The organism is Streptomyces endocoffeicus, from assembly GCF_016741935.1.
Classification (GTDB): domain Bacteria; phylum Actinomycetota; class Actinomycetes; order Streptomycetales; family Streptomycetaceae; genus Streptomyces; species Streptomyces endocoffeicus.
The window spans coordinates 40,816-67,344 of the sequence record NZ_JAERRG010000024.1 but is presented as its reverse complement, the minus strand read 5'-3'; the positions used below and the strand labels follow the sequence as shown (position 1 = coordinate 67,344).

Sequence of the window (26,529 nt, the reverse complement as noted above, 5' to 3'; positions counted from 1 at the left end):
TGATGACCGTCGACTACCTCATCATGGCCGGATATCTGCTGGGCATCGTCGGCGTGGGCTGGTGGGGCAAGAAACGCGCCGCTTCCAAGAGCGACTTCCTGGTCGCCGGAAGACGCCTGGGCCCCCTCATGTACACCGGCACGATGGCCGCCGTAGTCCTGGGCGGCGCCTCCACCATCGGCGGTGTACGCCTGGGCTACACGTACGGCATCTCCGGTGCCGCCATGGTCTGCTCCATCGGACTCGGGCTGCTGGCCCTGAGCATCTTCTTTTCCGCCCGGATCGCCCGGCTGCGGGTCTACACCGTCGCCGAGATGCTCTCCCTGCGCTACGGCGACGCCGCCGGCATCGTCTCCGGCATCGTCATGTGGATCTACACACTCATGCTGGTCGTGACCTCCACCATCGCCTACGCCAGCGTCTTTGACGTCCTGTTCGACGTCCCGCGCTGGGTCGCGGTCGTCATCGGCGGCACGATCGTCGTCGGCTACTCGGCGCTCGGCGGCATGTGGTCCATCACGCTCACCGACATGGTCCAGTTCGTGGTCAAGAGCCTGGGCGTGCTCGTCCTGCTGCTGCCCATCGCGGTGGCCAAGGCCGGCGGATTCGCCGCTATGGCCGACCGTCTTCCGCACGGCTACCTCTCCCCGACCTCCATCGGCGGACAGGCCATCTTCACCTTCGTACTGATCTACACCTTCGGCATGCTCATCGGGCAGGACATCTGGCAGCGGGTCTTCACCGCCCGCACCGACAAGGTCGCCGCCTGGGGCGGCACCGTCGCCGGCGTCTACTGTCTCGTGTACGCCCTGGCCGGAGCCTTCATCGGCATGGCCACCAAGGCGCTCTACCCCAACCTGGCCAGCGCCGACGAGGCATTCGCCACCATCGTCAAGCACTCCCTGCCCACCGGAATCAAGGGCCTGGTCCTGGCCGCCGCCCTGTCCGCGATGATGTCCACCGCCAGCGGCGCCCTGATCGCCTCCGCGACCGTCGCCACCAATGACATCTGGGCCCGGCTGCGTCACCGCGGCCGCCACGAGGCCCCCGTCAGCCCGGCGGACCAGGACGAGATCGGCTCCAACCGCCTGGCCATAGCGATCCTCGGCGTGACCTCCATGGTCATCGCCTGCCTCCTCGGGGACGTCATCGAGGCCCTCACCGTCGCCTACGACCTGCTCGTCGGCGGCCTGCTCGTACCCATCCTCGGCGGCCTGATCTGGAGGCGCGGAAACCTGCCCGGCGCCATGGCCTCGATGATCGCGGGCGGCGCCACAGTGATCACTTTTATGGTGATCGACGGACTCCTCGCCAACGAACCGGTCTACTACGGCCTGCTCGCCGGCCTCATCGCCTATGTGGCCGTCAGCCTCGCGACCAAGCCGACCGAAGAAGCCGTCGTCGCGGCATGGCGCCGCCGCCTGGCAGGCGAGCCCACCAGCACCCCCGAATTCAGCGCGGCCTGATCAGACCGACGGCGTCGGCAGCTCACTCACCGACACAGCCCCCGGGCAAACCGGCCCGGGGCCCCGCCGGCCATCAGGCCCACGACAGAAGGAATCTCAATGATCTTGTCAAGCCGCCTGTGTGACCGGCGGGGCGGAGGTGAACAGCCTCCCGTCACGCAGCATCGCCCACAGAACGTCGACCCGGCGACGGGCCAGCGCGAGCAGGGCCTGGGTGTGCAGCAGACCCTCGGACCGCTTTCTGAGGTAGTAGTCCCGGGAGGGTCCGGAACGCATCATGGCGGTCTGTGCGGCCATGTAGAAGATGTGCCGCAGGCGCCGGTTGTAGCGCTTGGGCCGGTGGTAGTTGCCGGTGCGGCGCCCGGAGTCCCGGGCGACCGGGGCCAGGCCGGCGTGCGAGGCCAGACGACCGGCATCCTTGTAGCCGGACAGGTCGCCGACGATGGCGACGAACTCGGCGCCCAGGATCGGGCCCATGCCGGGCATGGACTCGATGATCTCGGCCCGGTCGTCGGTGCGGAACATCTCGCGGATCTCCCGGTCGTTGTCCTTGATTCGTTCGTCCAGGGCCAGGAGCTGGTGGGCGAGATCGCCGATCATCCTGGCGGCCCGCTTCTCCCCGGGCAGGGTGGTCATCTGGGTCTGAGCTGCCTCAACCGCCCTGGCGGCGACCTGGGCAGCGCCGCGGACCTTGCGGCGTTCCAGCCAGGTCATCAGCCGTTTCACACCGATCCGGCGGAGGGCGGCCGGGGTCTGGTACTCGGTCAGCATGACGACCGGGCCCTTGGCCGCGGAGTAGTCGAAGGCCCGCTCCAGGGCGGGGCAGACGCCCACCAGGAGGTCACGGAGCCGGTTGATCAGCCGGACCCGGTCAGTGATCAGGTCGGCCCGGTAGTGGGTCAGCAGCTGGAGGGTGGAGACCAGCTCCGGCGGTGTGTCCAGCGGGGCGAAGTCCCGCCGCATGCGGGCCTGGTCGGCGATGACTCGGGCGTCTTTGGCGTCGGTCTTGCCCTCGCCCTTGTAGGCCGCGGACATGCGGTTGACCGTGCGGCCGGGCACGTAGACCACCTGCTGGCCGTGTGCGACCAGCAGAGCCAGCAGCAATGTGGAAGATCGGCCAGAGATGTCCACCGCCCACCGCACCTCACCGGTCCGTTCCCGGGCGGTCTCGATCAGCGTGAGGATCTGCGCTTCGTCGTTGATCACCTTCGTGGAGAACAGCGTCTCGCCGTCGGCGTCCAATGCCACTGCCCAGTGATGCCCCTTGCCGGCATCGACGCCGACCCATATCCGCGCGTGAGGCGTGCTCAAGCCCGTCGCTCCGTTCCACCGTGACCAGCACTTCCGTGGCCCGCAGAACACTCCGCCGACAGGTCCCTAACCAGCGATGACCGCAGTTCTCAATCAGTGGTCGGAGCGTCCCGGAGGACCGGGCGGCCATTCCTTCCGAGCCATCAACGGCAACCACTCATCAGCCACACCCGGTCCTCCCGGACCGCCAACCATTCTTAGGGAGCACTCATGACCGAAGTGACACTCCGCACCGATCACACCGCCCAGACCACTTCCGACGAGGAACACCGCCTGCGCCGCGAACTCGCCGCCGTCTACCGCCTGGTGGCCCACTTCCGGATGACCGACCTGATCTTCACGCATATCTCCGCCCGCGTCCCCGGACCCGGGCACCACTTCCTGATCAACCCGTACGGCCTGCTCTTCGAGGAGATCACCGCGTCGAACCTGGTCAAGGTCGACCTCTCCGGCCGGCCCGTCGAGGACACCCCGCACCCCGTCAACCCCGCCGGATTCGTCATCCACAGCGCCATCCACGCCGCCCGCCCCGACGCCCACTGCGTCCTGCACACCCACACCAAGGCGGGCTGCGCCGTCGCCGCGCAGGAGGACGGTCTGCTCTCGCTCAACCAGATCTCCATGGAGTTCTACGGCAGGGTCGGCTACCACGACTACGAGGGCGTCGCCCTCAACCTCGCCGAACAGCGCCGCCTGGTCACCGACCTCGCCGACCACCCCGCGATGATCCTGCGCAACCACGGTCTGCTGACCGTCGGCGAGACCCCGGGCGAGGCATTCCTGCGCATGTACTACCTGGACAAGGCGTGCGAGATCCAGACCACGGCCATGGCCGGCGGCGCGAAGCTCATCACCCCCCACCCCGACATCTGCGAACTCACCGCACGCCAACTGGCCGGCGAGGACGACAGCTCCGACCTCCAGGACGACAAGGCGTACGACCTCGCCTGGGCGGCACTGCTCCGGATGGTCGAGCGCATCGCCCCCGACTACAAGGACTGAAGCCTCGGGTTCACGCACAGCTCGTAGAGCTGCTGCCGAAGCACCGGGGCGCCGCGTCAGGCCGAGACCACCGTCAGCCCCTCCGGTGCCGTCACGCTCACCGCTCCGTCCGCCGCCAGCGCGATGTCCAGCCGGGCCCCGCCGACCTGGAGCCCCGTCACCGTCAGCGGGGCGTACGCCCCGGCGAAGGCGGGGGCCACGGTGACCGTGCCGCCCGGGACGTCCGCCTCCAGGCCGAGGGCCGAGCGCAGCACCAGGACCGAGGAAGCGGCCGCCCAGGCCTGGGGGCGACAGGACGCGGGGTAGGGGGCGGGGTGCGGGCCCGCCGCTCCGCCGTGCCCTGCGAAGAGCTCGGGCAGGCGGCCGGCGAACCCCGCCGACGCCGTCAGCAGGCCCGCCGCCAGCGGCGCCGCCGCGTCCGGGAAGCCGGCCCTGACCAGGCCGTGCACGGCGATCGCGGTGTCGTGCGGCCAGATGGAGCCAATGTGGTAGCCGTACGGATTGAAGCCCACCGAATCGCTGCTCAGGGTGCGCAGACCGTGGCCCGAGTCGAGGTCGGGGCCGGTCAACCGGGCCGCCAGCGCCGCGCTCTCCTCCTGGTTCAGCAGGCCCGTCCCGAGAAGGTGGCCGAAGCCCGAGGTGACCGAGTCCACCGGCCGGCTGTCGCGGTCCAGCGCGACCGCCGGGTACGGGCCCCGCGCGTCCTCCACCCAGAAGCGCTTCCGGAAGCGGGTGGCGAGCCCGTCCGCCCATTCCTCCCAGGCGTCCGCCCCCGGCCGCCCGAAAGCGCGCAGCAGGGCCGCGCCGCCCCGCGCCGCCTCGTACGCGTACGCCTGCACCTCGCACAGCGCGATCGGCGGGTCGGCGAGCCGGCCGTCGCGATGGCGGATGGCGTCGCCGGAGTCCTTCCAGCCCTGGTTGGCCAGGCCCCGTCCGGTCCGGTCGACGTACCTGAGGAAACCGTCGCCGGCCGCGTCCGCCTGGTCGCGTATCCACGCGAGCGCCGACTCGGTGTGCGGCAGCAGCTGCTCCACCTGCTCGGGGGCCAGGCCCCAGCGCCAGGCGTCGTGGAGCAGGGTGATCCACAGGGGGGTCGCGTCGACCGTGCCGTAGTACACCGGCGGGACGGCGAACGTGTCGGTGAAGCTCTGGGTGGAGCGCCGCACTTCGTGCAGGATCTTCCCCGGCTGCTCCTCCGTGGCGGGGTCGGCCACCGCCCCCTGGCGGCGGGCGAGGGTGCGCAGCGTACCGGCCGCGAGCTCGGTGCCGAGCGGGAGCAGCATCCGGGCGGCCCACAGCGAGTCGCGGCCGAAGAGGGTCAGAAACCACGGAGCTCCGGCCGCCAGGAACTGATCGACGCCGCCCGTGCGGCCCTCCGCGGACCGGGGGTCCATCAGGCGCAGCCGGTCCGCGTCGGCGACCGACTGGTCCAGCCAGTGGTCGAAGCGCCGGTCCGCGCTGCGCAGGGCCGGGCCGCGCCAGGGTACGGCGTCCGCCGGGGCGGCCGGGAACTGGTCGCCGTCCGCGTACGCCGCCGTGCAGCGCAGCGTCACCGTCCATGAAGCGCCGGGGTCCAGTTCGACGTCGTACGACAGCCGGCCCTCCGGTGCCTCCAGGGCGTCCGGCGCGGGCTCGCTGCCCAGGCGTACGGCGAACCCGTCGCGGGACCACACCAGACCGCCGCCCTCGGCGCCTTCCGCGCCCCCGGCCCGCGCCGGCACCGGGTCCAGGACGTGGCCCGACTTCACCCGCTCCATCGGGGCGAGGTCCGTGCCGGCCGTGACCGTGAGCCGGAAGCCGACCCGCTGGGTGCCCGCGTTGGTGACCTCGAAGCTCTCCTCCAACCGCCCGGAGGCCACGGTCCGGCGGCGGTTCAGGGCGACCGCCGGGTCGGGCGTCACCTCGCCGAGCCCCCGCAGGATCGCCCGGAAGTCCGCCCGGTCGGCTCCCCTGAGCCCGCCGCCGACCGGCGCCAGGGCAATGGACCCCACCGTGACGGTCAGATGGGACAGCGCCCTGCCGTCTCCGTGGTAGAAGCCGTCCGCACCCCCGTCGAGCTGCCCATCCGCGCGTGAGACCGCAAAGCTCGGCGCGTAGAGCGTGACGACCGCGTCGTGCAGGAACGGCTGCAGATCCGCCGCCGCCGAAGTGGAGGTCGTGACCGGTCCGTTGGTGTCCTGGGCCTTGACAGTGGTGTCCAAAGGAGTAGAACCTCTCAGCATTAGATCGATCCAATGACATTAACGGCCTCTTCAGAGCGCTGACAATGCCTTTGGAACGCTCAAATCGAGCTCGTAGGACCAGGCTTCAGACCCTCGTACGTCGGAGACCCGTATGCCCCGCTCCACCAGCAGCCCCTCGCCCAAGGGCAGCCCGGTGACCCTTGCCATGGTCGCCCGCCGGGCCGGTGTCTCCCCGCAGACGGTGTCCAACGCCATCAACTCACCGGACCTGCTGCGCCCCGAGACCCTGGAGCGAGTCCGCGCGGCGATCGACGAGATGGGCTACCGCCCGAGCCGTGCCGCGCAGACGCTGCGCACCCGCTCCAGCAAGCTGATCGGCTACGGCATCCAGCCCGCCCCGGGCGGCGACACGGCCCCGGTCATGGACCGCTTTCTGCACGCCCTGTCGCAGGCCGCCGACGAGGCCGGCTACCGGATACTGCTGTTCGCCTGCCCGCCCGGCGGCCCGAGCCTGGAAGGGTACGAGGAACTGCTCGGCCGGCATGACGTCGACGGCTTCGTGCTCAGCAACACCGCCCGCCAGGATCCGCGCCAGGCGTGGCTGGCCAAGCGGGGCGTACCGTTCGTCGGCTTCGGCCGGATGTGGTCGGGGCGGCAGATCGGTGATTGGGCCGACGTCGACGGCGCCTCGGGCACGGACGCCGCCGTGGAGCATCTGGTCGCCCTTGGGCACCGCAAAATCGCCTTCCTGGGCTGGCCGCGCGGCTCCGGTGTCGGTGACGACCGTGCCGAGGGCTGGCAGCGGGCCATGCGCCGGCACGGGCTCCCGACGCGCGGACGGCGCGCGGAGAGCGCGGGGGACGTCGAGGCGGCCCGTATCGCCGTGAAGCCCTTACTGGACGCGGGTGTCACGGCCGTGGTCGCGGCCAGCGACACGCTGGCGCTCGGCTGCTATCACGCGCTGCGCGAGCGGAACGCCGCCCCGGGCCGGGACGTCGCCGTGGTCGGCTTCGACGACTCGCCGACCGCCGGGATCCTCTCGCCCTCCCTGTCCACGGTCGCCCAGCCGCTGGAGGCGGTCGGAGGTGAGTGCGTGCGGCTGCTGCTGGCCCGGATGGCCAACCCGGCCGCGCCACCGGAGCGCGTCCTGCTGGAGCCGTCCCTCGTCGTCCGCGACAGCACTCCGGCGCCGGATCCCGACGCACCGGCGCCCTGACGACCGGCCCTCCGCCGCGCCGGCGCCGTGAGGCGCCGCGCCCCACAACACCACCTCTCCTCCACCCCCCTCGAGCCGCACGTACCATCCCGAATCCACGGAGGAATCATGGCCCCCCGCACGGCCACGGCCGCCCTCGTCACCTGCGCGGCGCTCCTGGCCGCCACCGGCTGCTCGTCGAGCTTCGGCGACGACAAGGAAACGAAGCAGGACACCGGCGCCAAACAGCACCTGAAGGTCCTGATAGCCACCTCGGGCGACGCCGAGACCAAGGCGGTCAAGGAGGCCGCGGCCGCGTACGAGAAGCAGTCCGGCAACAAGGTGACCGTCGAAGCCGCCAAGGACATGAACCAGCAGCTGGCCCAGTCCTTCGCCGGGCACCGGCCGCCGGACGTCTTCTACGTCAACTCCGACCAGTTCGCGAACTACGCCAAGGGCGGCTCCCTGTACCCGTATGGCGACAAGATCAAGGACGCGGACGACTTCGCCGAGCCCCTGCGCACCTCCTTCACCTACGACGGGAAGCTGGTGTGCCTGCCCAAGGACACCTCCACCCTCGCCCTCGCCATCAACACCGACCTGTGGAAGAAGGCGGGGCTGACCGAGAAGGACTACCCCACCTCCTGGGACGAGCTGAGGAAGGTCGCCGGCAAGCTCACCGGTAACGGGGTCACCGGCCTGGTCACCAGCGACGAGTACCAGCGACTCGGCGTCTTCATGAAGCAGGCGGGCGGATGGATCACCGACGCGAAGCAGACGAAGATGACCGCCGACAGCGCGAAGAACGCCGAGGGACTCGGCTTTGTGAGGTCGCTGCTGCGGTCCGGCTCGATGAAGTACGCCAAGCAGGTCGACACCAGCTGGGGCGGCGAGGCCCTCGGCAAGGGCAAGGCCGCCATGACCATCGAGGGCAACTGGCTGACCGGCGGCATGAAGCTCGACTACCCGAAGGTGGACTACAAGGTGGTCCCGCTGCCCGCGGGACCGGCCGGGAAGGCCACGCTGGCCTTCAGCAACTGCTGGGGCGTGGCCGCCGAGAGCGCCCACCGGTCGGCGGCCGTGGACCTGGTGAAGTACCTCAGCTCCGGTGAGCGGCAGCTGAAGTTCGCCGACGGATTCGGGGTGATGCCCTCGCGCACCAGCGCCCTCGCCGACTACGCGAAGCAGGCGCCGGAGGCCAAGGCCTGGGTCGACGCCAACGCCTACGCGCAGGGCCCGGTGACCGTCGCCGGGTTCGACAAGGTGCTCAGCCAGTTCAACACCGAACTCCAGTCGCTGCGCACCACGGACCCGCAGAAGATCCTCGCCGACCTGCAGCGCAACGGCGAACAGAGCCTCGCGAAGGGCGACTGAGCCGCCATGCCCTTCCGCACCGTCCACCGCACGGCGCGCCGCACCCCTCGCGGCGCGTCGTCCGGTCCCCGCCCGGCCCCCGGGGCCAGCGGCGGGGACCCCCGTACGGCCGGCCCGCCGGGCGCATCTGACGCGCCCGGCGGGTCCGGCCCCAAGGCGGCGCCCCGCACCCCAAACACCCCGCCCGCGGGGCGCCGCCGCGGTGAAGGCGCCTGGGGCTGGCTGTTCGTCAGCCCCATGGTGCTGATCCTCGGCCTGTTCCTGGTGCTGCCGATCCTGATGGCCCTGTGGGTCAGCCTGCTGGACTGGGACGGGCAGTCCAACCCGTTCACCGGGCAGGCGAAGTTCGTGGGCCTGGACAACTACCGGGCGCTGCTCACCGAGGACGGCCTCGACCGCACCCTCTTCGCCACCTCGCTGCGCAACAACGTCTACTACGTGGCGCTGACCGTGCCACTGCAGACCGGGCTCGCGCTGGTGCTGGCGCTGATCGTCAACCAGCGGCTGCTGCGCGCCCGGGGCGCCCTGCGCACCACGTTCTTCTTCCCGTCGGTCACCAGCTCGATCGCGGTCTCCACCGTCTTCCTCTTCCTCTTCCAGGGCAGTGGCGCCGTCAACACGCTGCTGTCCTGGATCGGGGTGAAGGGCCCCAACTGGTTCGCCGACCCGCGCGGGGTGCTCTCGACACTCCTCGGCGGCCTGGGGATCGCCGACCCCGACCACCCCCCGGGTGTGCTGGCCGACCACTCCTTCATGGGCCTTTCCTGGTACGAGTGGCTGTCCGGTCCGTCCGTCGCGATGTGCACGATCATCCTGCTGGCCGTGTGGACGACCTCCGGCACCTTCATGCTGATCTTCCTCGCGGCCCTCCAGGACATCCCGCGCGAGTTGGAGGAGGCCGCCGCCATCGAGGGCGTGAACCGCCGCCAGATGCTGCGCCACATCACGCTGCCCGCGCTGCGGCCGGTGCTCTTCCTCGTCCTCACCCTGGGGACGATCGCCACCTGGCAGGTCTTCGACCAGGTGTATGTGATGGGCCAGGGCGCTCCGGGCAACACGACGCTGACGCCGGCCTTCCTGTCGTACTCGACGGCCTTCGACGGCGCCGACTTCGGGCAGGGCGCGGCCATCGCCTTCATCCTGCTCGTGCTGATCCTGTTCCTTACCGCCCTGCAGCGCTGGGCGCTGCGGGAGCGCGGTCCCCGCCCCGGGAGGAATCGATGAACGCCACGGCCACGGCTGCCCCCGAGGCCAAGACCAAGGCCAAGGCCAAGGCCGAGACCAAGGTTTCCGCCCCGGCGCGGGGGCGCCCGGTGCTCGGCCGGTTCCCGCGGCCGCTGCGGGTGCTGGGATACGCACTGGTGGTGGGGCTCGGACTGGTGTACCTGCTGCCGTTCGCGCTCCAGCTGGTGACCGGGTTCAAGACGGACCCGGATGCGGCGGCGCATCCCCTCGGACTGGTGCCCACCACCCCGACGACCGCCGCCTACCAGCGGCTGTTCGGGCTGAGCCAGGCCGGGGACGGGGTGCCGTTCCTGCGCTGGCTGGGCAACTCGGCCCTGGTCGCGGTCCTGGTCACCGCCGGGCGGGTGCTGTTCAACTCGATGGCGGGATACGCGCTGGCGCGGCTGCGCTTCCCGGGCCGCTCGCTGCTGTTCGCCTTCGTGCTCGCGGTGATGGCGGTGCCCCCGGTGGCGTTGCTGATCCCGAAGTTCCTGGTGCTCAACACCTTCGGGCTGTTCGACACCTACACCGGCATGATCCTTCCGCTGATGGTGGACGCGGCCGGGATCTTCATCATGAAGCAGTTCTTCGAGTCGATCCCCCGGGAGGTCGAGGAGGCCGCGCGGGTGGACGGCGCCGGGGTGATCCGGACCTTCTGGTCGGTGGTGCTGCCGATGGCCCGGCCCGCGCTGATCACCCTGACGATCCTGGCGTTCCAGGGCTCGTGGAACGAGTTCACCCACTTCCTGGTGGCCACGCAGTCCGGCCAGTACGAGACGTTGACGACCGGGCTCGCGCGGTTTGTCTCGGGCGGGCTGGGCGGCGGTACGCAGTACCCGCTGAAGCTGGCGGCGGCCCTGCTGGCGACCCTGCCGGTCGCGGCGCTGTTCTTCTGCTTCCAGCGCTACTTCGTGCAGGGGGCGAACTCGGGGGCGGTCAAGGAATAGCGGTCCGCCCCGCTCGTGACCTGCCCGATCCGGCCTGCCGGCGCGGGTACCGGGCGTTCGGCGTGGACGCGGTCTCAGCCGGCGGGGGTCAGCGGGGCCGTTCGGCCACCGACCGCGGCGGAGAAGTGGTCCGTGACCTGTGCCAGGGCTTCGGCGGTGGCCGGTGCGATGGCCGGTGTGCCGTCCTCGGCGATGGTGATGTCCTTGTCGAGGGTGAACCAGCCGGGCACGATGTGCCCCGCGCCCATCGAACTGAGGACCGGACGCAATGCGTAGTCGATGGCGAGTACGTGGGCCGTGCTCCCGCCGGTGGCCAGCGGCAGGACGGTCTTGCCGGTCAGGGCGTACTGCGGGAGTACGTCGAGCAGTGCTTTCAGAAGCCCCGCATAGGCGGCCTTGTATACGGGAGTGCCGATCACTATGCCGTCCGCGCGCGCGAACTGGGCTGCGGTGTGAGCGATGGCCGGGTGCCGGAAGTCGGCGGCGAGAAGCGCGTCGGCGGGAAGGGTGCGCACGTCGAGTACGGTCACGTCGTGGCCCTGGAGGCGGAGGCGGTCGTCGAGATGGCGCAGCAGTTGTGCGGTGCGGGAGGTGGCGGAGGGGCTTCCCGAGACGGACAGGATGGCGGCCATGGCGGGACCTTCCAGGAGGGTTCGTGAGGCGTGGTCAGTACGGGCGGGACAGGGCACCGGCCGGCGGCGTCCGCGGACCTTCGGGGCCGTAGTGGTCGGTGTGGCCGGGGTTGTCAGACTTGCGCTTCGGTGGATGCCCAGCGGTTGACGGGGACGGGCAGCCCGAGATTGCCGCGCAGGGTGTCGGCCGGGTACTCGGTGCGGTACAGCCCACGCTTCTGGAGGATCGGGACGACGCCGTCGACGAAGAGGTCGAGGTCGTCGTCGGTGCGGAAGGCGAGGTTGATGCCGTCGAAGGTGCCGGCGGAAAACCACCGCTCGATGGTGTCGGCGACCGTCTCCGGCGCACCGACGAACGGCGAGCGCCGGAACTCCCCGACGGACTCGGCTACCTGGCGCAGAGTCAATTTCCGCGCCGTGGCGCGGGCGATGATTTTGGCGGCGCCGGTCCGGCCGCCCTTCTCGGCGAGGTGCGCCACGTCCGGGAACGGCGCGTCCAGATCGTGGGCGCTGAAGTCGTAGGCGCCGAAGGAACGGCCGAGGAGCGCGAGATTGCGGTCGAAGTCGTTGTCCTCCTCGAAGATCTCCCGCTCGCGGCGCCGGGCCGCTTCGTCGGTCGCGGCGACGACCGGGCCGCCGTGTACGAAGATCTTGATGTGCTCGGGATCGCGCCCATAGGCGGCGGTGCGGCGCTTGATGTCGGCGTAGTACTCCTGTGCCTGCTCCAGCGAGCCGCCCGGCGCGTAAATGCCTTCGGCGACCTGCGCGGCGAGGTCGCGGCCCTCTTCGGAGACTCCGGCCTGGAAGATCACCGGCTGTCCCTGCGGCGAGCGCGAGAGGTTGAGCGGGCCCGCCACCTTGAAGTGCTCGCCCTCATGGCCGAGCCGGTGCAGCTTGGACGGGTCGAGGAACAGGTTGCGCTCGACATCGGCGGGGAAGGCGTCGTCCTCGTAGGAGTCCCACAGACCGCGGGCGACCTGTACGAATTCCAGGGCACGGCGGTAGCGGGTGGTGTAGTCGAGGTGTTCCTCGAGCCCGAAGTTCCGGGAGGCTCCCGTGTCGAAGCTGGTCACGACGTTCCAGCCGGCGCGGCCACCGCTGATGTGGTCGAGGGAGGCGAACCGCCGGGCCAGGTTGAAGGGGGAGTTGTACGTCGAACTCGCCGTGCCGACCAGCCCGACGTGCCGGGTGTGGGTGGCGACCGCCGACAGCAGGGTCAGCGGCTCCAGCCGGTTGAGGTAGTGCGCCGGGTAGGTGGCGTTGATGAACTGGCTGTCGACGATGAACAGGGCGTCGAAGAGGGCGTGTTCGGCGGCCTGTGCCTGCCGGATGTAGTAGTTGATGTCGATGCTCGCGTTCTTCGGGACGCGCGGGTGCTTCCACAGCCCGTGCTGGCCCGGGCCGCCGACGCCGTACGGGTGCAGCGCGAAGTGGAGGGTGCGGGACATGAGGGTTCCTCCCTGTGGTGGGTTCAGGCGTGCAGCAGCGCGCGGAGTGCCTCGCGTTCGGCCCGGTCGGCGGGCGCGGCGCGCAGCGTGGGGGCGGAGCTGACGAGCAGCCGGGTATAGGTGTGCCGGGGGCGGTTGATGACATCGGCGGCGGTCCCGACCTCGACCAGCTCGCCCCGGTACAGCACCGCGACGCGGTCGGCGATCCCGGCGACGGACCCGAGGTCGTGGGAGATGAAGACGAGGGCCACCCCGTCGGAGCGCAACTCCTCCAGGATCCGCAGGATCTGGACACGGTTGGCGGAGTCCAGGGCGCTGACCGGTTCGTCGAGGATGACCAGGCGCGGCTCGGCGACCAGCGCCCGGGCCACCGCGACCCGCTGGCGCTGGCCGCCGGAGAGTTCCCCGGGCAACCGGTCGAGCAGGTCTTCGGAGAGCCGGACGCGGGAGACGAACGCGCGGACGCGCGCCGCCGCCTCGTCGAACGGGACGCCCCTGATCAGCAGCGGCTCGGCCAAGGAGGTCTCGATGGTGAGGTCCGGGTCGAGGCTGCGCAGCGGATCCTGGAAGACGTACTGGACCACGCCGCGACGGCGCAGACCGCGCCATTGACGTTGATCGTAGGCGCTGACGTCCTCCCCGTCGATGACGACCGACCCCGCCGAGGCGCGTACCAGGCCGAGCACGGCCCGTGCGAGCGTCGACTTGCCCGATCCGGTCTCGCCGATGATGCCGAGGGTTTCGCCCGGAGCGACGGTCAGTGAGACCCCGTGCAGGGCCCGTCGGCGCCTGCGGCGAGACCCGTAGTGCACGTCCAGACCGGTGACGTCGAGGACGGGTTCCCGGCCGGGCGCGGCGCCGGCGGAACCCTCCTCCTGCGGCAGCTCGGCAGTCACGCCTCCTCCTTCGGGTCGAGCTTCGGGTCGAGGAACTTCTCCAGGCCGTACCTCTCGTGCTCGGCGATCAGCAGCTGGGTGTACTCGTGCCGCGGGGCGTGCAGCACTCTCCCGGTCGGTCCGTGTTCGACCACCTCGCCCTGCCGCATGACGAGGACTTCGTCGCACAGCTGAGCGACGACGGCCAAGTCGTGGGAGACCACGACAAGGGCCATGCCGGTCCGCTCGCGCAGATCGGCGAGCAGGTCGAGGATCTCGGCCTGGACGGTGACGTCGAGCGCGGTCGTGGCCTCGTCGGCGATGAGGATGCGCGGGTCGGCGGCGATCGCCGCCGCGATCAGTACGCGCTGGAGCATGCCGCCGGACAGTTCATGCGGGTACTGGCCGTAGACCAGATCGGCCTCCCGCAGGTGTACAGCCCGCAGCAGTTCGACGGCCCGGCGGCGGGCCGCGCCCCGCCCCAGTCTCTTCTTGACCCGGACGACCTCGGCCACCTGCGCGCCCACGGGAATCGAGGGGTTGAGGTAGGAGGCCGGGTCCTGGAAGACCGCGCTGATCGTGAGGCCGTGCAGGGCCGTCCACCGTGCGGGGGACAGCTCCGCGATATCGGTGCCGTGGATCTCGATCGATCCGCCGGTGACCTCGAAGTGCGCGGGCAGGATGCCCAGGGCCGCCCGGCAGGTGATGGTCTTTCCGCTGCCGGACTCGCCGACGATGCCGACCACCTTGCCCGGGGTGAGCGTGAAGCTCACGCCGTGGACGATCTCGCGACCGTCGGCCTGGTCACTGATGCGGACGTCGCGCAGTGACAGCACGGGCGACCGAGGGTCGGGCGGAGCGCCGGGGCCGTGCCCGAGGGTTTCCCCGGGGACGCGGTTCGTGGACAGAGTCGCCATCACGCACCTCCGGTGGGGACGGGGCCGGTCTTCTCGATGCCGTGGGTGCGAGCCTTGCGGCGGCCCACAAGGGCGCGGCCCGCCTCGCCGGAGACGTCGCGGATCGCGTCGGCGAGGAGGTTGCCGGCCCAGACGGTGATCATGATTAGCAGTGCGGGGGGCAGTGGCGCCCACGGCTGGTGGCTGAGATAGCCCAGGTCCGAGGCGAGCAGTCCGCCCCAGGTGGGTGCGGGAGGCTGGACGCCGATACCGAGGAAGGTCAGGCTGGAGACGATGACGAAGCCAACACCGATGGTCTGCGCCAGCGCGACCGCGATCGGTGGCAGCACCTTGACCCACACGTGACGGCGTACCACCCAGCCAACGGAGGCGCCGGCCAGGAGCGCGGCCTCCACGTAGGGCGAGCGGGCCACCGACAGGGTGGCGGCCCGAGACACCCGGTAGAACAGCGGGGACACCAGGACGCCGGTGACGAGCATCGCCTGGGTGAGGCCGTTGCCGAGCAGTGCGATCACGGCGACGGCGAACAGCAGGAACGGCAGGGCGACCAGCGTGTCGGCCAGGCGGAGACTGATCCATTCGAAGGCCCGTCCGAAGTAGACCGACAGGATGCCCGGTACGGAGCCGACGGCGAGTGCCGTGAGCGCGACTTCGAGGGAGCCGAGGACGCTCACGCGTGAGCCGTCCAGGAGGCGGCTGAGCACGTCGCGGCCCAGGTAGTCCGTCCCCAGCCAGTGCTCGCCCGATGCCGCCGCGAGCGTGTTGTCGCTGGTGGCGAGGGGGTTATACGGGGCGAGCAGCGGACCGAACACGGCCAGCAGGATGGTCACGGCGAGGATGCCGACGGCGATCCGTCCGGACGGGAGGGTGAGAACGCGGCGCAACATGGTTCACACTCCCCGCTGGGACGCCGGCGTCACGCGTGCCAGCACCAGATTGACGATCAGGTTGAAGGCGACGACCAGAACGATCGACACCACCAGGACTCCCTGGACCGCGGGCACGTCCCCGGCCTGGGCGGAGTCATTGGCGAATCGGCCGAAGCCCTGCAGGCCGAAGACCCACTCCGTGATGACGGACGCGCCGACCAGTGCGGGGAACTTCAGACCGAGCGTCGCGAGCGCGGGCCCGAGGCCGTTGCGCAGCACATGGACGAAGAAGATCCGCCGCGGACTCAAGCCCCGTACCACCGCCCCGATGACGTAGTTCTCGCGATAGGCGGCGATGAGGCTGGTGCGCAGTTGCCGGGTGACGTCGGCGATCACATCGAAGCTCAACGCGACGGCGGGCAGGGTGATGTGGGCGAGCCACGGGCCGAGCCCCTGCTGGGCCGGGACGTATCCGGCGGACGGGAAGATGTGCAGCCCGACCGCGAAGACCGCCACCAGCACGATGCCGACCACGAACGCCGGCATCACCGAGATCACCGTCACCAAGCCGGTGATGGCGCGGTCGATCCAGGTGGTGTGCCGCAGGGCCGCCACCGTGCCGAGGCCGAAGCCCACGACCACCCCGATGAGCAGTGCAAAGGTCGCCACCGACAGGCTCACGCCCAGACCGAGGCCGATGAGGGTGGAGATGTCGGCGCCGTTGGTCCAGCTGGCACCGAGCTGTCCGTGCAGCACGCCGGTGAACCAGTCCCAGTACTGGACCAGGAAGGGCCGGTCGAGGCCCCACTGCGCCTCGACCCTGGCGATGGCCTCGGGAGTCGCCTGCTCGCCCAGCTGGATCCGCGCCGGGCTGAGTCCGCTCAGCGAGCGCAGCGCGAACGTCACGAACGTCGCGACCAGGAAGACCGGTACGAAGATCGCGACGGACCGGACAAGGGTGACCAGGACGCGGCCGAGCGCACGCCGTGTCCGGGCCGCGGCGACCCCGCCAGTGAGGTCGGACGGTGCCCGGGCCTCGGTCGTCGTCATGGGTTGTCCCTGTCTGTCGTGGACGGATGTCAGTTGCCGCCGGAGATGGCCACACCGGTCCAGTCGATGTGGGCCGGGTTCTTCGGCAGATCGGAGATCGTCTTGCTCTTGGCGATGAGGTTGGGCGAGGAGTAGGTGAAGACCAGCGCCTTGCTCCGCAGGCCGGCCCGTGTCGCCGCCTGGAGGACCTTGGCGTAGTCGGGTGAGTTGAGCGGGGTCCGGCGCACCTTGGCGATGGCCGCCTCGAAGCCGGCCGGCTCATAGGGCGAGCTGAGGTTCAGCGGGCCGTCGGGGCCGAAGTGGGCGGTCAGGGTCTGGGCGGCGGAGTCACGGCCGGTGGTCGCGTAGAGCGAGAAGGCCAGGTCCTTGGCGAAGAACGGGGTGGCCCAGTTCTTGTCGATCTTGATTTTGACGCTGATCCCGACCTTGGCCAGTTGCGACTGGACGATCTCCGCCTGCGGATCATCCTCCCGGATGACCAGGTTCAGCTTGATCTGGCCGCTCTTGTGGCCCGCCTCGGCGAGGAGCTTCCTGGACTTCGCCGGGTCATAGGGGTAGGCGTTCTCCGACTTCGGGTCGTAGGCCACGTACCCCTTGGGGAACGGCTGGTCGGTCGCCTGCCCGTAGCCGAAGGTCAGCTTGTCGACGAACTCCTTGCGATTGATCGCATAGCGGACGGCGTCGACGACCTTGTCATCGTTGAACGGCGCCTTGTTGATGTTGAGGCTGATGTTGGAGGCGTTGAAGCCGGGCTGGACGAACACGTCGAGACCCGCCTTCTTGGCGGCCTGCGCCTGGCTGGGGTCGATATCGGCGAAGTTGTATGCACCGGTCTGGAGACCGGACACGACGGTGGCGGCGTCGGGTGCCGAGGTCAGCTCGACGTTGTCGATATGGATGTTCTTCGCATCCCAGTAGTCCGGGTTCTTCTTCAGCACCGCCTTGGTGCCCGGTATGAGCTGCGTGGCGATGAACGGGCCCGCGCCGACCGGATTTTGGTCCAGCTTCGCCGGGGAGGCGGCCGCCTTGGGGCTGGCGATCTGCAGCACGCGCTGACCGAGCAACTGCGGGATCTGGTAGTCGACCTGGGTGAGATGGACGACCGCGTCCAGTCCCTTCGCGTCCACCGACCTGATCGAGGTCAGGTCGCCGAAGAGTGCCGAGTTCTTCTGCTTCTTGGCCCGCTCGACGGCCGCCTTGACCGCGGCACCGTCGACCGGTGCGCCGTCGCTGAACTTCAGATGGGGCCGCAGGTGGAAGGTGATCTGGTCGCCCTTGGCGTTGTATTCCCAGCTCTTGGCCAGGTCCGGCACGGCCTTGCCGGTCTCGTCGGTGCGTGTCAACGACGCGTATACCAGGGAGAGTTCTCGGAACTGAGCACCACTGCCACCGACGACCGGGTCCCAGTGGGTGGGGAAGTAGGAGGATGCCCATTTCAGCGCGGCGCCGCCACTGGCGGACGCCGCCCCGTCTCCGCAGCCGCTCAGGGCAGGGGCGACCACGGTGACCAGGGCGGTTCCCAGCGCGGCGGCACGCAACCGCCGGGCTCCGCGGGCGGATGGAAGGTGGGGTCTGGGGCGGCGGGGCGTGAGGCGTCCGGACATCACTATTTCTTTCTTCGAAGGTTCCGGCTCCCGCCCGGCGGTGGGCGTGGCGCGGGCACACCCCGCGCCGGACGCCGTCCGCCCCCGGGCGTCCACGCCGACGTGGGCCTTCGGGCATGGGTCGGACGCGCCGGGCGCGGGGCATCAGGCGTCGGCGGATGCGCGGGGGAGAGGGCCGGCATACCGGAGGGAGGGCAGATGGCGAAGCGCGAGGGAAGAGGCGCACCAGGAGGTACGAGGCGCGGTGGTACGGCGGGCGGCCGGTTCCGGTGGAGCGGATCGGGGCCGGTGGGCCGTGGGCGGCAGGTGGTCAGCGACAGAGTGCGCTGGAGGTGCGCCGCAGATCCACGTAGCGGCACACCACACCGGGGTGCGTCGTGAGCATGTCGCAATCCTGACCGCAGGCGTCACCGACTGTCAATGGACACCAATTGGTGTCTCATTGTGCGGGATGCTTTTTGAGTCCTGTTCCCGCAGCTCAGAGCCCGCCGGGCAGGGCGGAGACGTCACCCCGTCAGATCGCCCTCCCGCTCGTTCACCGCCGCGTAGTGCCGCAGCTTCTCCTCGTCGACGCGCACGCCCAGGCCCGGGCCCCGCGGGACGGTGAGGCGGCCGTCGACGAGCGGGATCGGGTCGGCGATGTCATCGGCGTGCAGGTAGTACATGCTGTCGATGGCGCGGCTGAGCAACGGAGTGCTGGCGACCACGGCGAGGTGGGCGGCGGTGGCGATGCCGAGTTCGCCGCCGCTGTGCAGGTTCATGCCGAGGCCGAAGGTCTCGCAGTGGGCGGCGAGCGCCTTGGTCGGTGCGATGCCGCCCCACTTGTAGACATCGCCGTGGACGACGTCCACCGCACCGAGCCGCACCGCCGGCGCGAAGTCCTCGAAGCGGACGACACACATGTTCGTGCACAGCGGGATGCGCACCTTGGCCCGCACCTGGCTCATGCCCTCGATGCCGGGGCACGGGTCCTCCAGGTACTCCAGGTCCAGCTCCTCCAGCTTGATGCCCGCACGTACCGAATCCGGCACCGACCAGGCGGCGTTGGGATCGACGCGCAGCTCGGTGTCCGGCAGCGCGGCACGCAGCGCACGGAGGTTGGCGACATCGCCGTCCACGTCCCTGGTGCCCTTGAGCTTGACCGCCCGGAAGCCGCCCTCGGCCACCACCCGGGCGGCGTGCTCGGCGAGGGCTTCCGGGGTGGCGCCGTCGGCGCGGGTGACCAGCGCGGTGAGCGGGACGGTGTCGCGTACCGCCCCGCCGAGCAGGTCGGTGAGCGAGTGGCCGGTGGCCTTGCCCATGGCGTCCCAGCAGGCGACGTCCAGGGCGGCGATGGCGGCGTAGCCGAGGTAGCCGTGGAAGAACGGCACCATGTGCTGCTTGCGGTGGAAGGACTCCAGGGCGAACGGGCTGGTACCGATGAGGTCCGGCGCGAGCTTGCGGACGAGCGCGGCCACCGGCTGCCCCCACATCGTCTCGCCCCAGCCGTCCACCCCCTCGTCGGTCCGGATCCGGACCACGGTGCGGGTCTCGCCGGTCTTGGTCTCGAAGGAGCTGGTGAACGGGGAGGTGAGGGGGAGGTTCACGACCCGGACGTCGACGTGTGTGACCTTCATATGCGAGGCCTCCTCAGATGGCACCGGGGGCGGTTGCTTCGGCGAACGCCCGGATCGCCCGGGCCAGTTCGGTGGCGCGGGTGGACAGCTCGCCCGGGTCGGGGCGAGCCGTGGACGGGTCGTCGGTCATCCCGCCCACCCGCGCCCACTCGCCGTGCCGCTCGGCGGTGAGGCCGGGGTGCGGCGGGGCGTTGAAGAGCGGCGGGGCACCCGCGGGACGGTGCGGCTCGATGGGCGTACGGACCAGGTCCGGGTGGGCGGCGAGCATGAGGGAGGTCTCGTAGCGGCCGGCGTGCCCGGGGTTCTCCCGCGCCTCGCCGAGGGTCCAGTAGGAGCAGGCCGCGAACGTGCCCTCGGCGCGCAGCGCGTGTTCCTTGACCGCCAGGCGCATGATCTCGTCATTGCCACCGTGGCCGTTGACGATCATGACGCGGTGGAAGCCGCTCTCGGTCAGGGACCGCAGAATGTCGGCGAGGACCGCCGCCAGGGTGCCCGCCGACAGCGACACCGCGGCCGCGAAGAGATGGTGCGGGCTGTGCCCGTACGGCAGGGCGGGAAGGCGTACGACCGGCGGCCCGGCGCCCGCCAGCAGCTCGGCCGCCCGGTCCACCACCGCCGTGACCAGCAGTGTGTCGGTGCCCATCGGCAGGTGGGCGGCGTGCTGTTCCTGCGAGCCGATGGGCAGCAGGGCGATGGCGTCCGCGCCCGCGGCCCGGGCCTCGCGCCAGGTGAGTTCGGTCAGCCGGAGCAATGTGGTACTACCTCCTGGGTTGATGGCGTGGCAGAGTCTGCGCATGGCCGCACTCGCCCCCGACGGCGGACGCCCCCGGCTCCGCCTGGTGCCCGATCCCCCGGTCGCCCCCGCACGCCCGCTGCTGGGCGCGGTGGAGGTGCTGCCCGGACAGGTGCGCGCGGCGCTGGTCGACCACTCCGGAAAGCTGCTGCGGCGCGCCGCGGCCGGGTTCGACCCGGCGGCGCGGGAGGCGGCCGGAGTGGACGCGGCGGTGCGGCAGGCCGCGCTGGAGTGCTTCGACGGGTGTGAGCTGACCGGGGTCGGGGTGGCCGCGGCCGGCCTCGTGGACCCGGAGCGGGGCACGTTCATCGAGGTCAACGACGTGCCGGCGCTGCGCGGCTACCCGGTCGCGGAGGTGCTGCGGCGGGCGCTGGGGGTGCCGGTGTACGTCGAGCACCGGGCCCGGCTCCAGGTGCTGGGCGACCGGTGGTTCGGCGTGGGCCGGGGCCTTCGGTCCTTCGCCTCGGTGTCCACCGGCGAGGTGCTGGGCGTCGGGGTGTTCTTCGGCGGCGAGTTGCTGGCCCCGCACGGTGGCCGCAGCGGGGCCCATATGACGGTGCTGGCCGGTGGCGAGCCGTGCACCTGCGGGGCGCGCGGCTGCTGGAAGACCGTGGCCACGACGCGCTGGCTGCGGCGGCGGGCACAGGCGGGCGGACTGGGCACCGGAATGACGCTCGAGGCGCTGGTACGACGCGGGGACGGCACCCGGCCGATGGTCGAGGAGTACGCCGACAACCTCGCGCTCGGCCTGGTCAACATCCAGCAGCTCTTCGCCCCCGGCCTGTTCGTACTCCACGGCGAGGCCGTCGAGGGCGGAGAGGGGTTCCGGGCCCGGGTCGAGGAGCGGCTGCGGCGGGACAGCGGCTGGTCGACGGCCGCCCCGCCGCGGGTGGTGCTGGGTGAGGCGGGCCGGCCGGACGATGTTGCGCTGCTCGGCGGCGCGGGGCTGGTCCTCACTCACCGGTAGTCCCGCCGCCGTTCCCCGTCCCCGTCCTGCTCCCGGTCCTGGTCCGGTACGCGTCGGGGCGTGGCACGGCGGCCAGCAGCTCGCGGGTGTACGGGTGCCGGGGCGCGCCCAGCACGGCGGCGGTCTCCCCGCACTCGACCACCCTGCCGCGCCGCAGCACCGCCACCCGATCGGCGATCCGCTGGACCACGGCGAGGTTGTGCGAGACGAACACGTAGGTCAGGCCGTGCTGTCGCTGCAGCTCGACCAGCAGGTCGAGGACCTGGGACTGGACGGAGACGTCGAGGGCGCTGGTCGGCTCGTCGAGCACCACGAGCCGTGGCGAGGACGCCAGCGCACGGGCGATGGAGATGCGCTGCCGCTGCCCGCCGGAGAACTCGTGCGGGTACCGGTCCTGCAGCCGCGCCGGCAGCCCGACCGACTCCAGCAGCTCGCCGACCCGCTCCCGCAGCCGCGCCCTGGCGCGCCGTCCACGGTAGGTGACGTCATGGGTGACCAGCGGCTCGGCCACGATATCGGTGACTCTCATGCGCGGATTCATGCTCGAGTACGGGTCCTGGAGCACGACCTGCATCCCGGCCCGTAGCGCGCGAAGCTCGGCCGCCGACAGTACGGCGAGGTCGTGACCCTCGAAGCGGACGGTCCCGGCGGTGGGATCCAGCAGCCCCAGCAGCAGCCGGGTCAGGGTCGTCTTCCCGGAGCCGGACTCGCCGACGAGGGCGAGGGTCTCGCCGTCCTCGACGGTGAGCGTGACATCGTCGACGGCGAGGGTGCGGGTGGCGCCGGGTCCGGTGAACTCCTTTGACAGGCCGTCGAGCTCCAGCATGGGCCGCTTCGCGAGTGTCTTCGGCACGGCGGTCGTCATGAGGTCGGCTCCAGTCGCGGGGTGGCGGCCAGCAGGTCGCGGGTGTACTGCTCGCGGGGCGTCTCGAAGACCTCGGCGACGGTGCCGTGCTCCACGACCCGGCCGGAGTTCATCACCACGACCCGGTCGGCGGTCTCCGCGACCACCCCGAGGTCGTGGGTGACGAGCACCACCGTCATCCCGTGCCGGGCGCGCAGATCGGCGAGGAGGTCCAGGATCTGCCGCTGCACGGTGACGTCCAGGGCGGTGGTCGGCTCGTCGGCGATGAGCACCCGGGGCCGTCCGACCAACGCCGTCGCGATCATCACGCGCTGGCGCAGCCCGCCGGACAGCTCGTGCGGGTACTGCCGTGCCCGCAGTTCCGGATCCGGGATGCCGACCTCGTCCAGCGCCCGTACGGCCTCCGCCCGGGCCCCGGCGCGCGAGGCCCCGCGGTGCGTGCGCAGCACCTCGGCCACCTGGTTGCCGACCCGCTGCAGCGGGTCGAGGCTGGTCATCGGGTCCTGGAAGACCATCGCGACGTCGTTGCCGCGCACCTCGCGCAACCGCTTCTCCGGCAGCGCGAGCAGGTCGCGGCCGTCGAGGAGGATCTCGCCGCCGGGGTAGACGCACGGCGGCTCGGGGTTGAGCCGCAGCACGGCGAGCATGGTGGCCGACTTGCCGCTGCCGGATTCGCCGACGACGGCCAGGGTCTCCCCGGCGTGTGCCGCCAGGCTCACACCGCGCACGGCGTGCACGGGGCCGGTGGCGAGCCGGAAGTCGACGTGCAGATCGCGGATTTCGAGCACGGGAGCTTGTGGAGCATGTGTGGTCATCGGCGGTACGCCTTCGGGTCCGTGACGTCGCGCAGCGCGTCGCCGGTGATGTTGATGGCCAGGGAGGTGAGCATCAGCGCCAGCCCCGGGAAGACCGCGACCCACCACGAGGTGCCGAGATAGAGCTGGCCGTCGGCGAGCATCGAGCCCCAGGTGACGGTCTCCTTGGGCACGCCGAGGCCGAGGTAGCTGAGCGAGGCCTCGGCGACGATGGCCGCCGCGATGTGCAGGGTGGCGATGGTGGCCAGGTGCGGCAGGACGTTGGGGAGCAGGTGCCGGCGCATGATCGTGAGGTCCGTGACGCCGGTCGCCCGGGCCTGGGTCACATAGTCCCGGGTGCGCAGCGACAACACTTCGGAGCGGACCACGCGGGCATACGCCACCCAGCCGGTGAAGCCGAGCACCAGGACGACGTTCCACAGCCCGGAGCCGAGGAAGCCGACGATGGCGAGGGCCAGCAGCAGGGAGGGGAAGGCGAGCTGGATGTCGGCGAAGCGCATCAGTATCCGGTCCGGCCAGCCGCCGCGGAAGCCGGCGAACAGCCCGCACACCGCCCCCACCACACCCGCGAGCAACGCCGCGCCGATGCCCACGAGGAGCGAGACCCGGGAGCCGTAGATGACGCGGGACAGCACATCGCGGCCGAGCTGGTCGGTGCCCAGCGGGTGGGCGAGGCTGCCGCCGCCCTCCCAGACCGGGGGTGTGAGCCGGGCGAGGAGTTGCTGTTCGGCCGGGTCGTCCGGGGCGAGCAGCGGCGCGAAGACGGCGGCGATGACCAGCAGCGCGAGGACGCCGAGGGCCGCCAGGGCGAGCCGGTTGCGTACGACGGTCATGGCTGGGCCCGCACTCTCGGGTCGAGGAGGCTGTAGGAGAGGTCGACGAGCAGGTTGACGAGGACGAAGGCGGCGGCGAAGAACAGGACGGCCGCCTGCACCAGAGGGAAGTCCCGGTGCGAGATGGCCTCCACGGTCAGCCGTCCGATGCCCGGCCAGGAGAAGACCTGCTCGGTGAGGATCGCCCCGCCGAGCAGCCCGCCGAACTCCAGGCCGATCACGGTGACGGTCGGCAGCGAGGCGTTGCGCAGCCCGTGTGCGAGCACCACCTTCGCCGGGCCGAGTCCCTTGGCCTTCGCCGTACGGATGTGGTCCGAGCCGAGGACGTCGATGAGCGAGGAGCGCAGCAGCCGGGCGATGACCGCGATGGAGTAGACGGACAGCGTGACGGCGGGCAGCACCAGATGCGCGAAGGTGCCGTAGCCGGAGGCCGGGAGCACCTGGAGCCGCACCGAGAAGAGCAGGACCAGCAGGATGCCGACCCAGAACGGCGGGGTGGACTGGCCGAGCAGCACCGCCGTCATCACGCCCGTGTCGCCGGCCCGGCCACGGTGCGTCGCGGCGTAGATCCCGGCCGGGATGGCGATGACGAGGCTGAGCACCAGGGCGCCGGCGGCGAGTTCGAGGGTGGCCGGGACGCGGTCGGCGATGACCTGACTGACCGGCTCGTGGTAGACGAGCGAGTCGCCGAGGTCGAGCCGGAGCAGCCCCCACAGGAAGTCGCCGTACTGCGCGATCAGGGGTTGGTCCAGGCCGAGTTGGGAACGGAGCGTGGCCTCCTGGGCGGCGGTGGCGTCCGGGGGCAGCAGCTGCTTGACCGGGTCGCCGGAGAGCCGTACCAGAACAAAGGCCAGGGTGGCGGCGGCGAAGAGCACGCCGACGGCGGTGGCGAGGCGGACCAGGACCTGGCGGAGGAGGCCGGACTTCGGCTTCCGGACGGTGACCGGCGGCTCGACGGAGGCGGCCGTCATGCCCTCACCTCCGCGCTCTCCATGGCCAGCGAGCCGTTGACGACCGGTGTCCAGTGCACCCGGGTGGTCCGGGCGAGGATGATGTCCTGCTGGTAGAGCGGTACGAACGGGGCCTCGTGCTTGATCAGGCGCTGGAGCGCGGTGAACGCGCGCTGCCGGTCTTCGGGGTCCATGGACAGCTCCTCGGCGTCGATGAGCCGGTCGGCCTCCTTCGACACCCACCGGCTCTGCCGACGGTCATGACGCACGTTCGACTGCACCATGGACGCGCCGTCGAGCGTCCAGGCGGTGGAGGCGGCGAGGTAGATGGGGCCGAGCGCGTGCCGGTTGTCGGAGGTGAGGCGGGCGGAGAAGGTGCCGGGGTCGAGCAGATCGACGCGGGCCCGGATGCCGGCGCGGTCGAGCAGGCCGGAGATGGCCTCGGCGACCTGGGCGTCGTCGTTGGAGGCGGTGAGCGTGGTGGTGAGGCCGTGCGGGTGGCCGGCCTCGGCGAGCAGCCGCCGGGCGGTGCGTACGGAGCGCCGGAAGGGCTCGACCGACCCGTCGAAACCGACGACGCCGCGCGGCAGCATCGCGGGCACCTCGCGCGCCTTGCCGTCCAGCACGGCCTTGATGAGCAGCGGCACGTCGATGGCGTGGTTGAGCGCCTGCCGCACGCGGCGGTCGCGCAGCGGCCCGGAGGTGGTGTCGAGATTGAGGTACGCGGTCCTGACGCCCCGGTGGCTCTCCAGCTCCACGCCCGCGTAGCCGGACAGCTGCCGGGCGGCGTCCGGGGTGAGCCCGGTGACCAGGTCGACCTCGTCGCTCTGCAACGCGGCCAGCGCGGAGGCGGGGTTGGGCAGCGCGCGGAAGACGAGGCGGTCGGCCCCGGGGGAGCCGTGGAAGTGGCGGCGGTTGGCGCGCAGCCGTAGCTCGCGGTCGCGTCGGAAGGATACGAAGACGAACGGCCCGGTGCCGACCGGCCGCTTGGCGAAGGTGGCGTCGCCGACATCGGCGAGGTACTTCGGCGGCACGATGACGCCGCCGAAGAGCGACAGCTTCGCGGGCAGGATCGGGTCGTGCAGTGTGGTGTGCACATCGACGGTGTAGCGGTCGACCACGCGGGCCGAGGTCACATACCGCAGTTCGACGATCGGCGACCGCGTCTTCGGGTCGAGGACCCGCTCGATGGAGAACTTGACGGCATCGGCGTCGAACTCCTCCCCGTTGTGGAAGCGCACGCCTCTCCGGAGGCGGAAGCGCCACACGGTCCTGGAGCGGGGCTCCCAGGAGGTGGCGAGCCGGGCGGCGAGTCGGCCACGGGCATCCCGGGTGGTGAGGGTGTCGAAGATGTTGATCAGGACGTTCATGGAGACCATGTCGCCCTGTTTGTGCGGATCGAGCGTGGTGGGGTCGGTCGGCTGCGCCACCCGGAGGGTGCCGTCGCCGCCCGCGCCCGCGGCCGTTCCGCACCCGGTGAGCGCTGTCGGCGCGGCGATGACAGGGAGTGCGAGCCCGCCCAGCCGAAGGGCCTTACGGCGCGACATTGATGGAGGAGTCACGATCTGCCCTCCGCGTGATGTTCCATTGAAC

Annotated in this window: 23 protein-coding genes; 7 read left to right on the top strand and 16 right to left on the bottom strand. The window is 71.0% G+C overall.

The features are described 5' to 3' along the window. Positions 1 to 2 precede the first annotated feature (2 nt). Complete coding sequence (locus JK364_RS40355; RefSeq protein ID WP_201856398.1) at positions 3 to 1,466, top strand: sodium:solute symporter family protein; 1,464 nt, start codon at positions 3 to 5, stop codon at positions 1,464 to 1,466. A gap of 108 nt (positions 1,467 to 1,574) precedes the next feature. On the opposite strand, the gene JK364_RS40350 is transcribed toward JK364_RS40355, so the two are convergent. Continuing rightward, positions 1,575 to 2,777, bottom strand: a complete 1,203-nt coding sequence (locus tag JK364_RS40350; RefSeq protein WP_201856397.1) for an IS110 family RNA-guided transposase — start codon at positions 2,775 to 2,777, stop codon at positions 1,575 to 1,577. Between the two features lie 210 nt (positions 2,778 to 2,987). Here JK364_RS40350 and JK364_RS40345 point away from each other — a divergent pair, with 210 nt between their 5' ends. Further along, the gene (locus tag JK364_RS40345; RefSeq protein WP_201856396.1) at positions 2,988 to 3,779 is read left to right on the top strand and encodes a class II aldolase/adducin family protein; all 792 of its coding nucleotides are present in this window, start codon (positions 2,988 to 2,990) and stop codon (positions 3,777 to 3,779) included. A gap of 56 nt (positions 3,780 to 3,835) precedes the next feature. Here the strand turns inward: JK364_RS40345 and JK364_RS40340 are convergent, their stop codons facing one another. After that, positions 3,836 to 5,980: an amylo-alpha-1,6-glucosidase gene (locus JK364_RS40340; RefSeq protein WP_201856395.1), complete on the bottom strand. Its 2,145-nt coding sequence runs from the start codon at positions 5,978 to 5,980 to the stop codon at positions 3,836 to 3,838. Between the two features lie 133 nt (positions 5,981 to 6,113). Here JK364_RS40340 and JK364_RS40335 point away from each other — a divergent pair, with 133 nt between their 5' ends. The 4 genes from JK364_RS40335 to JK364_RS40320 all read left to right on the top strand — a co-directional run bounded on the left by JK364_RS40335 (position 6,114) and on the right by JK364_RS40320 (position 10,702). After that, on the top strand, positions 6,114 to 7,178 hold the full coding sequence (locus JK364_RS40335; protein ID WP_201856394.1) for a LacI family DNA-binding transcriptional regulator: 1,065 nt from the start codon (positions 6,114 to 6,116) through the stop codon (positions 7,176 to 7,178). Positions 7,179 to 7,286: 108 nt separating this feature from the next. Next, entirely contained in the window at positions 7,287 to 8,531 is a 1,245-nt protein-coding gene (locus tag JK364_RS40330; protein ID WP_201856393.1) for a sugar ABC transporter substrate-binding protein, read from the top strand. Between the two features lie 237 nt (positions 8,532 to 8,768). Further along, positions 8,769 to 9,755, top strand: a complete 987-nt coding sequence (locus JK364_RS40325; RefSeq protein WP_201856482.1) for a carbohydrate ABC transporter permease — start codon at positions 8,769 to 8,771, stop codon at positions 9,753 to 9,755. Next, positions 9,752 to 10,702: a carbohydrate ABC transporter permease gene (locus tag JK364_RS40320; RefSeq protein ID WP_230993232.1), complete on the top strand. Its 951-nt coding sequence runs from the start codon at positions 9,752 to 9,754 to the stop codon at positions 10,700 to 10,702. The genes JK364_RS40325 and JK364_RS40320 overlap by 4 nt, the downstream gene beginning before the upstream one ends. A gap of 74 nt (positions 10,703 to 10,776) precedes the next feature. Here JK364_RS40320 and ssuE read toward each other — a convergent pair whose 3' ends face one another. From ssuE to JK364_RS40275, 9 genes are all read right to left on the bottom strand, one after another. After that, on the bottom strand, positions 10,777 to 11,334 hold the full coding sequence (gene ssuE, locus JK364_RS40315) for an NADPH-dependent FMN reductase (RefSeq protein WP_201856392.1): 558 nt from the start codon (positions 11,332 to 11,334) through the stop codon (positions 10,777 to 10,779). Between the two features lie 113 nt (positions 11,335 to 11,447). Continuing rightward, entirely contained in the window at positions 11,448 to 12,782 is a 1,335-nt protein-coding gene (locus JK364_RS40310) for an LLM class flavin-dependent oxidoreductase (protein ID WP_201856391.1), read from the bottom strand. A 23-nt stretch (positions 12,783 to 12,805) separates the two neighbouring features. Then, entirely contained in the window at positions 12,806 to 13,678 is an 873-nt protein-coding gene (locus tag JK364_RS40305) for an ABC transporter ATP-binding protein (protein WP_307841523.1), read from the bottom strand. Then, on the bottom strand, positions 13,675 to 14,574 hold the full coding sequence (locus JK364_RS40300) for an ABC transporter ATP-binding protein (protein ID WP_201856390.1): 900 nt from the start codon (positions 14,572 to 14,574) through the stop codon (positions 13,675 to 13,677). Before JK364_RS40300 ends, JK364_RS40305 begins: the two co-directional genes overlap by 4 nt. Next, positions 14,574 to 15,461 carry an ABC transporter permease gene (locus JK364_RS40295; RefSeq protein ID WP_201856389.1) on the bottom strand — a complete coding sequence of 296 codons (888 nt, stop codon included), beginning with the start codon at positions 15,459 to 15,461 and terminating at the stop codon, positions 14,574 to 14,576. The genes JK364_RS40300 and JK364_RS40295 overlap by 1 nt, the downstream gene beginning before the upstream one ends. A gap of 3 nt (positions 15,462 to 15,464) precedes the next feature. After that, the gene (locus JK364_RS40290) at positions 15,465 to 16,493 is read right to left on the bottom strand and encodes an ABC transporter permease (protein ID WP_201856388.1); all 1,029 of its coding nucleotides are present in this window, start codon (positions 16,491 to 16,493) and stop codon (positions 15,465 to 15,467) included. Between the two features lie 29 nt (positions 16,494 to 16,522). Further along, entirely contained in the window at positions 16,523 to 18,097 is a 1,575-nt protein-coding gene (locus JK364_RS40285; RefSeq protein ID WP_201856387.1) for an ABC transporter substrate-binding protein, read from the bottom strand. A 506-nt stretch (positions 18,098 to 18,603) separates the two neighbouring features. Beyond that, on the bottom strand, positions 18,604 to 19,713 hold the full coding sequence (locus JK364_RS40280; RefSeq protein WP_201856386.1) for a mandelate racemase/muconate lactonizing enzyme family protein: 1,110 nt from the start codon (positions 19,711 to 19,713) through the stop codon (positions 18,604 to 18,606). Between the two features lie 13 nt (positions 19,714 to 19,726). Further along, positions 19,727 to 20,509 (bottom strand): creatininase family protein, encoded by a 783-nt coding sequence (locus JK364_RS40275; protein WP_201856385.1) that lies wholly within the window; start codon positions 20,507 to 20,509, stop codon positions 19,727 to 19,729. Here JK364_RS40275 and JK364_RS40270 point away from each other — a divergent pair. After that, complete coding sequence (locus JK364_RS40270) at positions 20,508 to 21,473, top strand: ROK family protein (RefSeq protein ID WP_201856384.1); 966 nt, start codon at positions 20,508 to 20,510, stop codon at positions 21,471 to 21,473. The two genes, JK364_RS40275 and JK364_RS40270, sit on opposite strands and share 2 nt — an antisense overlap. Here JK364_RS40270 and JK364_RS40265 read toward each other — a convergent pair. From JK364_RS40265 to JK364_RS40245, 5 genes are read right to left on the bottom strand one after another with little or no spacing between them, the layout of a single operon-like run. Then, entirely contained in the window at positions 21,460 to 22,338 is an 879-nt protein-coding gene (locus JK364_RS40265) for an ATP-binding cassette domain-containing protein (protein ID WP_201856383.1), read from the bottom strand. The genes JK364_RS40270 and JK364_RS40265 overlap by 14 nt on opposite strands. Further along, positions 22,335 to 23,153: an ATP-binding cassette domain-containing protein gene (locus tag JK364_RS40260; RefSeq protein WP_201856382.1), complete on the bottom strand. Its 819-nt coding sequence runs from the start codon at positions 23,151 to 23,153 to the stop codon at positions 22,335 to 22,337. Before JK364_RS40260 ends, JK364_RS40265 begins: the two co-directional genes overlap by 4 nt. Further along, the gene (locus JK364_RS40255) at positions 23,150 to 23,986 is read right to left on the bottom strand and encodes an ABC transporter permease (RefSeq protein WP_201856381.1); all 837 of its coding nucleotides are present in this window, start codon (positions 23,984 to 23,986) and stop codon (positions 23,150 to 23,152) included. The genes JK364_RS40260 and JK364_RS40255 overlap by 4 nt, the downstream gene beginning before the upstream one ends. Continuing rightward, complete coding sequence (locus tag JK364_RS40250) at positions 23,983 to 24,957, bottom strand: ABC transporter permease (protein WP_201856380.1); 975 nt, start codon at positions 24,955 to 24,957, stop codon at positions 23,983 to 23,985. Before JK364_RS40250 ends, JK364_RS40255 begins: the two co-directional genes overlap by 4 nt. Beyond that, positions 24,954 to 26,483, bottom strand: a complete 1,530-nt coding sequence (locus JK364_RS40245) for an ABC transporter substrate-binding protein (RefSeq protein ID WP_201856479.1) — start codon at positions 26,481 to 26,483, stop codon at positions 24,954 to 24,956. Before JK364_RS40245 ends, JK364_RS40250 begins: the two co-directional genes overlap by 4 nt. Positions 26,484 to 26,529 lie beyond the last annotated feature (46 nt).